Genomic DNA, 9,529 nt, shown 5'->3' with positions numbered 1-9,529 from the left:
GCTTCCGGCAGGAAGCCTGGGCGCCGACTGCGGACAGAAGAACGGAGCCCCTGCAGGCATCACCGCGGAGACGGAAACAAAGGGCGTTCGGAGCTTGACATCAACCAACCGATTACAGAAGGCACAGAGACACAGAGATTCTAGGCGAAGCAATCCAAGCCCTCTCTGTGTCTCTGTGCCTCTGTGGTTAATCTTCAAGCCCCCTGTCCGCCGCACCATTCCTTACGGCCTGGGCGCCGCTATCGTCACGCCGCCGTCTATCACCATGGTCTGGCCGGTCATGAAGCCGGCCGAATCGGAAGCCAAATATACCGCCGCGCCGGCGATCTCGTCGGGCTCGGCTATGCGGCGCAAGGGGGCGTTGCGCACCGTGCGTTCGTAGATCTCGGGGTTCTCCCACAGCGCCCGGGCGAAGTCGGTGCGTACCAGGCCGGGTGCTATGCAGTTGATGCGCACGTTGGCCGGCCCCCATTCGACGGCCAGGCTGCGCGCCACCTGGAAGTCGGCGGCCTTGGAGATGGCGTAGGCCGCCAGCGCCCCGTCGCCGCGGTAGCCGCCCACCGAGGAGATGATGATGACCGAGCCCGAGCCCTTTTCGGCCATCTGCGGATAGACCATGTTGCAAAGCCAGATGTTGCTGCGGATGTTGCATTCCAGCGTGCGGTCGAGGGCCTCGTCGGGGATCTCGCCCAAGGGCCCGAAGTAGGGATTGACGGCGGCGTTGCAGACCAGCACGTCGAGCGGGCCCCAGGTCGCGTTGGTCTCGTCGACCAGGTTCTGCAGCTGTTCCTTGTGCCGGATGTGGCAGGGAATGGCCATGGCCTGGCCGCCACTCGCGCGGATGCCGGCGGCCACTTCCTCGCACTTGTCGGCCTTGCGGCTGGAGATCACCACACGCGCCCCGAATTCGGCGTAGCGCTCGGCGATGGCCCGGCCGATGCCCTTGGTCGAGCCCGTGATCACCGCCACCTTGTCCGTCAACTGGAACATTTTTTTTCCTCTGTCTCGCACCCTGCTGGCGACAATAGAGAGCGGCGAGTTGCGGTTCAAGGCGGGGTGGACCAGCGCCGCCAGGCACCTATATCGCTCGTTGACCAGGCACTTCCAACGAGGACCGAGCCCGTGGCTCCGAGAAATCCCCCCTTTCGCGCCGAACACGTCGGCAGCCTGCTGCGCCCCAAGAAACTCACCCAGGCCTTCCGGGCCCATGGCGCGGGCCGGCTCGATGAGGCCGAGTTCGCCGCCATCCAGGACCAGTGCATCCGCGACGTGGTCGAACTTCAGGAAAACCTGGGCCTCAGGTCCATCACCGACGGCGAGTTCCGTCGGGCGTCTTATTGGTCCCACTTCGTCGAGAGCGTCGAGGGTTTTGGCGTGCGCCCGGCACGCTTCAAGTTCCGCGACGCCGAAGGCGTGGAACAAGACTTCCTGGCCCCCATCGCCGAGGGCCCGGTGGCGCGCAGCCAAAGCATCTCGGGCGGAGAATTTGCTTTCCTGGCCGCCACCACCTGCGAGACCCCCAAGATCACCATCCCTTCGCCGCCGACCATGCACTTCTGGGGCGGTGATGGCGAAACGGCCTATGCCGACAGGGATGCCTTCTTCGCCGACCTGGCCCTGGTCTACCGGGCCGAGATCGGCGCCTTGGCCGCGGCCGGGGCGCGCTACGTCCAGGTCGACGAGGTGCCGCTGGCCATGCTCTGCGACCAGAACGTACGTCAGCGCCTGGCCGAGGGCGGCGAGGACGCCGAGGGTCTGATCGAGCGCTACATCGAACTCATCAACGCCTGCCTGGGCCAGCGCCCGTCCGGCGTCACCGTCGCCCTCCATCTCTGCCGCGGCAACTTCAAGGGCCGCTGGCTGACCCAGGGCGGCTACGACGCCGTGGCGGAGAAGATGTTCGCGGGCCTCGACGTGGATGCGTTTTTCCTCGAATACGACACGCCGCGTGCCGGCGACTTCGCGCCGCTACGCTTCGTGCCGGAAGAAAAGTCGGTGGTGCTCGGCCTGGTCACGACAAAATCCCCCGAACTCGAAAACCCCGACGACATAAAACGCCGCATCGACGAAGCGGCCCAGGTCGTGCCCTTGGACCGCCTGGCGCTGTCGCCGCAATGCGGGTTTGCCTCGACGGTGGCCGGCAACCCGGTGACGGAGGAGGACGAAATAAGGAAGCTCTCGCTGATCGTCGAGGTGGCGGGGGAGGTTTGGGGGTAATCCCAGCTACGCCTTTCTTCTCACCATCCCGATCGTCCCCAGCGACAGCACCAGCACCGCGCCCATCAGCACGAAGACCAAATTCGGCCGGCCGGTGTCGAGGATCAGGCCGAACAGCACCGGCGTTACCGCGGCGCCGACGTTGAGGCCTGTCATGACGAAGCCGAAGACCCGGCCCGAGGCGCCGGGCGGCGTGGCCGCTCGCACCATCATGTCTCGCGTCGGGCGGATGGCGCCTAGCAAAAAGCCGACGAAGCCCAGCGTCAGGGCCAACGCCACGGCGCCCAGCGGCAGCCCGGCCACGGCGAACAGCGTGATGGCGCCGAGGATCAAGCCAATAGCCGTGACCAAGCCATGGCGCGTGGTGCGGTCGGCCAGCGGGCCACCGAACAAAATTCCCAGCGTCGAGACCACCAGGAAGACGGTGAGTACCGAATTCGCCGTGCCCAGCGCCAGGCCGTGGTAGTCGACCATGGCGCTGACGGCGAAGGCGTGCATGCCCGAGGTGATGGTGGCCATCAGGGTGAAGAAGCCGAACAGCATGAGGATCTGGGGTGCCAGCAGCATGCGCACCGTGGTTGTCGGCGCGCTGGCCCGGACCTCGCTGGGCGAGGTGTCGTCCTGCAGCAGGCCGCCCCAGAGCAGCATGGGCAGCGCGATGGTGGCGATCGCCAGGCCGACCACGATCACGGCCGGGCGCCAGCCGAATTCCGCCGCCAGGATGGTCATGGTCATGGGCGCCACGGCGAAACCGGCGTAGCCGGCGAAGGTATGCAGGCTGAAGGCGCGGCCGATGCGCGGCGTGGCCACCGAGCCGTTCAAGATGGCGTAGTCGGCCGGGTGGAAGACGCTGTTGCCCAGGCCCGAGAGCGCAGCCCCCGCGACGATGGCCCAGTAGCCCGGCGCCGCGCCGATCAGCGCGATCCCCAGCCCTGTGAGCGCCACACCGCCCACCAGCACTGGCCGGGCGCCGATGCGGTCAACCAAAAAGCCGGCCGGGATCTGGCCGATGCCGGACGCCACGCTCATGGCCGTCATGATCAGACCGAGCGCCGCGTAGCTCACGCCGAACTCGGCCTTGAGCAGCGGAAACAGCGGCTGCACGGTGAGAAAGGCAAAATGACTGGCGGCGTGGCCGATGCCGATCAGCAGGATGATCGGGCCGAAGCGGCCGGCCGTGGTGTCGCTCAAGGGGTCCCCCACATGGTGGCCAGCATAGGCGATTTGCAAAAAGGAGACAGGTACCTTTACCGCTTCAAGGTGGCTGATGGCGCCCGGCCCAACGGATTAGCAGGCCTACCACAGAGGCACAGAGGCACAGAGATTCAGAGAAGAATCCCGGCGCATGGGCCTGAACCTTCTCTGTGCCTCTGTGTCTCTGTGGTGAATCTCAGTCTTTTTTCCTTGCCCGCAACTTGGCGGTCGCTGCCTGGTCAGGGGCCAGGTCTTCGTCGACCACGACGCCGAAGAGCTCGCGGGCCTGGTCGCGGCTGTAGTAGCCGCGCACCAGGTCCTGCACGACCAACGCGGGGTCGCGTTCATAGGGATCGCCATAGCCGCCGCCGCCTGGCGTCGAGACGCGCACCAGGTCGCCGGCCTGGAGTTCTATATCCTGGGCCTTGGAAAGGTGGGGCGGCGTGTAGGTGTCGGCGCCGCGCTCCACCGTCACCCGGTTGACGCCGCCGGCCTGGCCGCCCAGCGCGCCGTTGGGGCCGACGCGGCCGTGGTCCATGACCATCGAGGCACGGGCCTCGCCGCGGCGCAGACGAACGGCATAATTCACCCCGAAGCCGCCGCGCTGGCGGCCGGCGCCGCCCGAGCCCTGGTGCAGCGAATATTCCTCGAACAGTACCGGATAGCGCTGTTCCATGACCTCGATGGGCGTGGTCTTGGAGATGCCGATGGTCGAGCAGCCGTTGCTCAGGCCGTCGCCGTGGCGCGAGCCACCATAGCCACCGCCCGAGATCACGTACATGACGTAGCCCCGCCCGCCGGCGGGATCGACGCCGCCCAGCGCGAAATTGCCCGAGGTGCCGGCGGGCGCCGCGAACAGGCGTTCGGGCAGGGCCTCGACCAGGGCGTCGAAGATCGCCTCGGCGATGCGCTGGCTGACCTCGGCGGCACAGCCCGAGACCGGGCGCGGGTAGTGGGCGTGCAGGAAGGTGCCGTCGGGCTTGGCCACGTGCAGCGGCTCGAAGGTGCCGGCGTTGATCGGCACCTCGGGGAAGATGTGCTTGATGGCGAGATAGACCGACGACATGGTGGTCGCCAGCACCGAATTCATGGGGCCGCGGCAGGGCGGGCTGGAGCCCGCGAAGTCGAAATAAAGCGCGCCCTCGCGTTTTTCGATGCGCACCCGGATGTCGAGCGGCTGGTCGACCACGCCGTCGGAATCGACGAATGCTTGGCCCCGGTAAGTAGCGTCGGGGATTTCCTCGAGGCGGGCCCGCATCTGGCGCGCGGCGCGCCCGCGCAGCTCGGCGATGCTGTCGAGCACGACATCGCGGCCGTAGCGCTCCAAAAGCTCCGTCAGCCGCCGCTCGCCCACCGCCAGGGCCGAGGCCTGGGCGCTGATGTCACCCATGCGCTGGTCGGCGATGCGGATGTTGGAGAGGATGATGGCCAGGATCTCGTCGTCGATTTTTCCTTCTTTGTAGAGCTTGACCGGCGGCAGCCTCAGGCCTTCCTGTTCGACCTCGGTGGCGTTGGCGGAAAAGCCGCCCGGCACCATGCCGCCGGTGTCGGGCCAATGCCCGGTGTTGGCCAGCCAGAACAGCATCTCGCCCCGGTAAAAGAACGGCCGGTAGAAGCGCACGTCCATCAGGTGGGTGCCGCCCAGGTAGGGATCGTTGGCCACGATGACGTCACCCGGCCGTGGGTCCTTGATGCGTTCGGCGACGTAGCGGGTGCCGAACTGCATGGTGCCGACGAAAACCGGCAGGCCGAGATCGCCCTGGGCGATCAGAGCCCCGTCGTGCGGGCCGTAGATGCCGTCGGAACGGTCCAGCGCCTCCGAGATCACCGGGCTGAAGGCGGCCCGCACGAAGGCCAGGTCCATCTCGTTGCAGACCTGCTTGAGGCCGTTCTGGATGACCGCCAGGGTGACCGGGTCGAGGTCGCTCATGGCGCCACCCGCACGATCAAGTTGCCGATGGCGTCGAGGCGGGCCCGGTCGCCGGGCTCGATGACCGAGGTGCAGTCGCTCTGGCGCACGATGGCCGGGCCGCGGATCTCGGCCCCGGTCGGCAGGCGGTCGCGGGCGTAGACCGGTGTCTCGGCCCAGCCTTCGCTGAACCAGGTGCGCCAATGCGCGATTTCGGCCTCGGCCAGCGTCGCCGCGCGATGGCCCGATGCCAGGGTGGCCAGATCGAAACCCGGGCGGCGGCCGATGGCGGCAGTGTGCAGGTTTACCAGCAACGGCCTGATCTCCGGCAGCTCGACCATGAAGCGCCGCCAATAGGCCTCGGCGAAGGCGCTTCGCAGCTCCTCGACGGTCAACGCCTGGCCCGGCACCGGTATCGTCAGGACATGGGTCTGGCCCTGGAACTGGAGGTCGGCAAAGTGCAGGAATTCGATCTCTTCGACGGCCACCGCCTCGCGCTCGATGGTCCGGCGTCCGCTGGCAATCTGTTGGGCGATAATTTGGCGTGCCATATCGATGTCGAGATCGGCCAGCAGTACATTGAGCGTGTTGACGTAATCGTGGCGCACGTCGGCGCTGAGGCAGCCGATGGCGTTGGTGATGCCGGGCCGGGCCGGCAGCAGTACCTCGGGGATGCCGAGCTCGCGGGCCAGCGCTGCGGCGTGCATGGGGCCGGCTCCGCCGAAGGCGAAAAGCTTGAAGTCGCGCGGATCGTGGCCCCGCGAAAGGCTGACCATGCGGATGGCACCGGCCATCAGGTTGTTGCCCACACGCAGGATGGCGGCGGCGGCCTGTTCGCCGTCGAGAGCGAGCGGCGCGCCGATCTCGCGGGCCATGAGATCGCACACCTGGTCGCGACCCACCGGCCTTTCGACGCCCAAAAGGTCGTCCGCATCGAGGCGCCCGAGCACCAGGTTGGCATCCGTCAGGGTGGGTTGCCGGCCGCCGCGGCCATAGCAGATGGGGCCGGGGTCGGCGCCGGCGCTCTGGGGGCCGACCACCAGCATGCCGGCTTCGTCGATGCGGGCGATGGAGCCGCCGCCGGCGCCGATGGTGTGGACGTCGACCATGGACACGTGGATCGGCGTGGCGTACATCAGATCGAGCTCGGCGGTGACCTGGGGCACGCCGCCGAGTACCAGGCCCACGTCCGACGAGGTGCCGCCCATGTCGTAGGTGATGACGTGCTCGATACCGGCCGCCCGGGCCGTGGCGGCGGCCGCCATGACGCCCGAGGCCGGCCCCGACATCACGGTGTGGACCGCAGCCTCGCTGACGATGGCGGCCGAGACGGAGCCGCCGTTGCCTTGCATGACCATCAGTTCATGGTCAAATCCGCGCCCCTTGAGCTCGTGCCGCAGACGCTCGATGTAGGCCGCCAGCACCGGTTGCACGGCGGCGTTGACGGCGGCCGTGGTGCCGCGCTCGTATTCGCGGAACTCGGAAAGAATGCGGTGCCCGGCGGTGACGTAGCGGTTGGGCCAGTGCTCGCGGGCCAGTTCCAGCACCCGGACCTCGTGCCGCGGATTGCGGTAGCTGTGCAGGAAATGCACCACCAGGGACTGGCAGCCGGCCGCCGCCAGTTGAGCCATGGCGGCGATCACGGCGTCTTCGTCGAGCGCCACTACGACCTCGCCCTCGGCGTCCAGGCGCTCCGGCACCTCGAGGCGGAACTGGCGCGGGATCAGCGGCTCGAAGCTGCCCAGCAGGCCATAAGGTTCGGGCCGGGTGCGGCGGCCAAGTTCGAGAACGTCGCGAAAGCCCTGGGTGGTGATCAGGCCGCAGCGCGCGATCTTGCGCTCCAGCAGCGCATTGGTGGTGGTCGTGGTGCCGTGGTTGAGACTTTCCAGGCGTTTGAGCGATACTTGCGCCGCGTCCAGCGCCGCCAGCACGCCGAAGGCCTGGTTCTCGGGCGTGGTCAGCACCTTGGCGATGCGCACCTCGCCGCTGGCCTTGTCGAGCACGATGAGGTCGGTGAAGGTGCCGCCAACATCGACGCCGACATCGAGGCCGGCTCCGACGGTCATGCCACCTGGCTGAGGGCGTCGGGCAGCACCGTGAGGCGCCGGCCCTTGAGCCCGAGATAGGCGGCTGCGATCAGGCCGGCCCGCAGCATGGCCTCGGCCCGGGCCTGGCCGCGCCCCAGGGCCACGTCGATGGCACCGCCAGGAAGCTCCGCCACGGCCACCGTGACCAGCCTGTCGCCCAGGTCGCTGTCCGGCTGCAATTCGCGCGCCGGGCGGCGTTCGATGGCCGCATGGTCGCAGTCGACGGCGTTGGCGATGATGGTGGCGGCGGCGTCGGCGGCGGCGGCGCTTGGCGCCAGCACCGTGACCGCGTCGGCGATGCCCAGCGACTGCGAGCGGCCGCGCCAGCCGGACGTCGCCAGGCCGCGCGCCGGCTGGTCGTGCGCAAGCCTCACCCGGGCGTCGACGTGGGGGCGCTCGGTGTCGTCGACGACGGCGGCCGTGAGTTCGCTGCCGGGTGATAGGTAAAACGCGATATCGCCGCCGTTGTTGAGGTAGGCGCGATTGACGCCCGGGCCGGCCAGGGCCGCCAGCAGGTGATCGGCGACGGCCCCGGCGACGGCCGCCATGGGCGTTATGAAACCGCCGGCGTGGGGCGCTACGGCGGCTGCCATGCGTCGCGCCACGGGGCCCCTGAGGTCGGGCCGGGCCGGGGCCGGGCGGCGCAGCGCTTCGAGTTCGTCGGCCAGGGTCCGCAGTACCGGTTGAAAGGCCCGGGCGGTCCTTTCGTAGGCCTCGGTCAGGGCCTCAGGCGCCCCGAAAGCCTTGGCGATGATGTCGATGGGGCCGTGCTGCAAGTGCAGGCGGCCGTCGGGCAGCAGCCGGACTTGGGCGCCGTTCATGTCCGGCGGTCCAGCGGCCAGGGGTTGTCGGGCCGGGCCGGTCGGGTCTCGAAGTCGTGCTCGGCCAGCACCTGATCGAGCCGCACCACGCTGTCGACGTGGCCACCCAGGGCGGCATAATCCGCCAGCGCCAGCGTGAACTCGATGGGCGAGACCAGGGCCGGCGTCGGTACGTAGCCGAACGAATCCTGCGGCATGCGCGAGACGTCGACCATCAGCGTGATGCCACCGCCGGGCCAGATGTAGCAGGGCGCGCCGCCGCAGGTGACGCGGGCGATGGCGTCTTTCACCGAGCGCGTCAGGCGAACGGGATTTTCCGTAACCCCGGCCCGCAGCGAGCCCCCGGCACCGGCCATATAAAGCACCGTCGAGAGCGCCGGCTCGCAGTTCTCGGCGATGCGTTCGGCGGTTTCCTTGATGGCCGCCGGCATTTCGGCGGCCTGGGGTTGCAGATCCTGGTCGAGCTCGTACCAGGCGGCGTCCTGGCCGGTGGTCGAGACCATCAGCAGCCTGAGTCCGGGCCAGGCAACCTCCGGGTCGATACGTTCGATGATCTCCAGCGGGTCGCTAAGCGTCGTGCCGCCCCACTTGGTACCGGCCTCGGCCACCTGGAAATAGCGCCCGGGCGTCGAGCGCCGGCCGCGGACGCGAATGCCGGCCGGCGGCAAGCCGAGAAACTTGCCGGCCACGTGTTCGCTGAGCACGCCGGTGATCTGGTCGTCGACGACGATGACCTCATCGGCCTGGCCGTGCCATTGCCGGGCGAACATACCGATGGTGGCCGAGCCGCAGCCCACGCGCATGAGCTGTTCGGGGGCGCCGTCGACGATGGGAGCGGCGCCGGCCTCGACCACCACTTGCGAGCCGCCCTCGATAGTGAGCTCGACGGGCTGGCCGTTGCACATCTCGAGCAGCGCCCGGCAGGTCACGTCGCCCTCGCGCCGCGAGCCGCCGGTAAAGTGCCGCACGCCGCCCAGCGCCAGCATTTGCGAGCCGTATTCCGCCGTGCTGACGTGGCCGATGACCTCGCCATCACAGCGCACCAAAGCGGTCTCGGCCCCCAGGTGGCGGTCGGTGTCGATCTTCACCTTGACGCCGCAGTAGCTGAAGATGCCCTCCGAGACCACGGTCACCATGTCGACGCCGTCGACCTCGGCCGAGACGATGAAGGGGGCGGGCTTGTAGTCGGGATAGGTGGTGCCCGAGCCGACACCGGTAAGAAAACGCTGGCCCGCCATGATCTCGCCGTCCCAGTCCTCGCTGGCCTTGAGAAACGGCACGCGTGCCTCGGCCCGGGCCGT

Annotated in this window: 7 protein-coding genes; 1 reads left to right on the top strand and 6 read right to left on the bottom strand. The window is 68.4% G+C overall.

All coding sequences use genetic code 11. From position 1 onward, the window contains the following. Positions 1–222: 222 nt before the first annotated feature. Positions 223–990, bottom strand: a complete 768-nt coding sequence (locus QGG75_13395; GenBank protein MDP6068225.1) for a glucose 1-dehydrogenase — start codon at positions 988–990, stop codon at positions 223–225. A gap of 132 nt (positions 991–1,122) precedes the next feature. On the opposite strand from QGG75_13395, the gene QGG75_13390 reads away from it, so the two are divergent. Next, positions 1,123–2,217 carry a 5-methyltetrahydropteroyltriglutamate--homocysteine S-methyltransferase gene (locus QGG75_13390; protein MDP6068224.1) on the top strand — a complete coding sequence of 365 codons (1,095 nt, stop codon included), beginning with the start codon at positions 1,123–1,125 and terminating at the stop codon, positions 2,215–2,217. 6 nt (positions 2,218–2,223) lie between these two features. On the opposite strand, the gene QGG75_13385 is transcribed toward QGG75_13390, so the two are convergent. From QGG75_13385 to QGG75_13365, 5 genes are all read right to left on the bottom strand, one after another. Then, entirely contained in the window at positions 2,224–3,408 is a 1,185-nt protein-coding gene (locus tag QGG75_13385; protein MDP6068223.1) for an MFS transporter, read from the bottom strand. Positions 3,409–3,607: 199 nt separating this feature from the next. Then, positions 3,608–5,341 carry a hydantoinase B/oxoprolinase family protein gene (locus QGG75_13380; GenBank protein ID MDP6068222.1) on the bottom strand — a complete coding sequence of 578 codons (1,734 nt, stop codon included), beginning with the start codon at positions 5,339–5,341 and terminating at the stop codon, positions 3,608–3,610. Continuing rightward, a complete protein-coding gene (locus QGG75_13375) occupies positions 5,338–7,386 on the bottom strand; it encodes a hydantoinase/oxoprolinase family protein (GenBank protein MDP6068221.1) in 2,049 nt (682 codons plus the stop codon). Before QGG75_13375 ends, QGG75_13380 begins: the two co-directional genes overlap by 4 nt. Next, the gene (locus QGG75_13370) at positions 7,383–8,228 is read right to left on the bottom strand and encodes a UPF0280 family protein (GenBank protein MDP6068220.1); all 846 of its coding nucleotides are present in this window, start codon (positions 8,226–8,228) and stop codon (positions 7,383–7,385) included. The genes QGG75_13375 and QGG75_13370 overlap by 4 nt, the downstream gene beginning before the upstream one ends. After that, positions 8,225–9,529 (bottom strand): 6-hydroxynicotinate reductase (locus QGG75_13365; protein ID MDP6068219.1); only part of this gene is annotated, 1,305 nt, incomplete at its 5' end. The genes QGG75_13365 and QGG75_13370, both read right to left, overlap by 4 nt.

The sequence above is a fragment of the Alphaproteobacteria bacterium genome (assembly GCA_030740435.1).
Lineage (GTDB): Bacteria > Pseudomonadota > Alphaproteobacteria > UBA2966 > UBA2966.
Note: the sequence above shows the minus strand (reverse complement) of the source record. Positions and strands in the feature narration are given on the sequence as shown.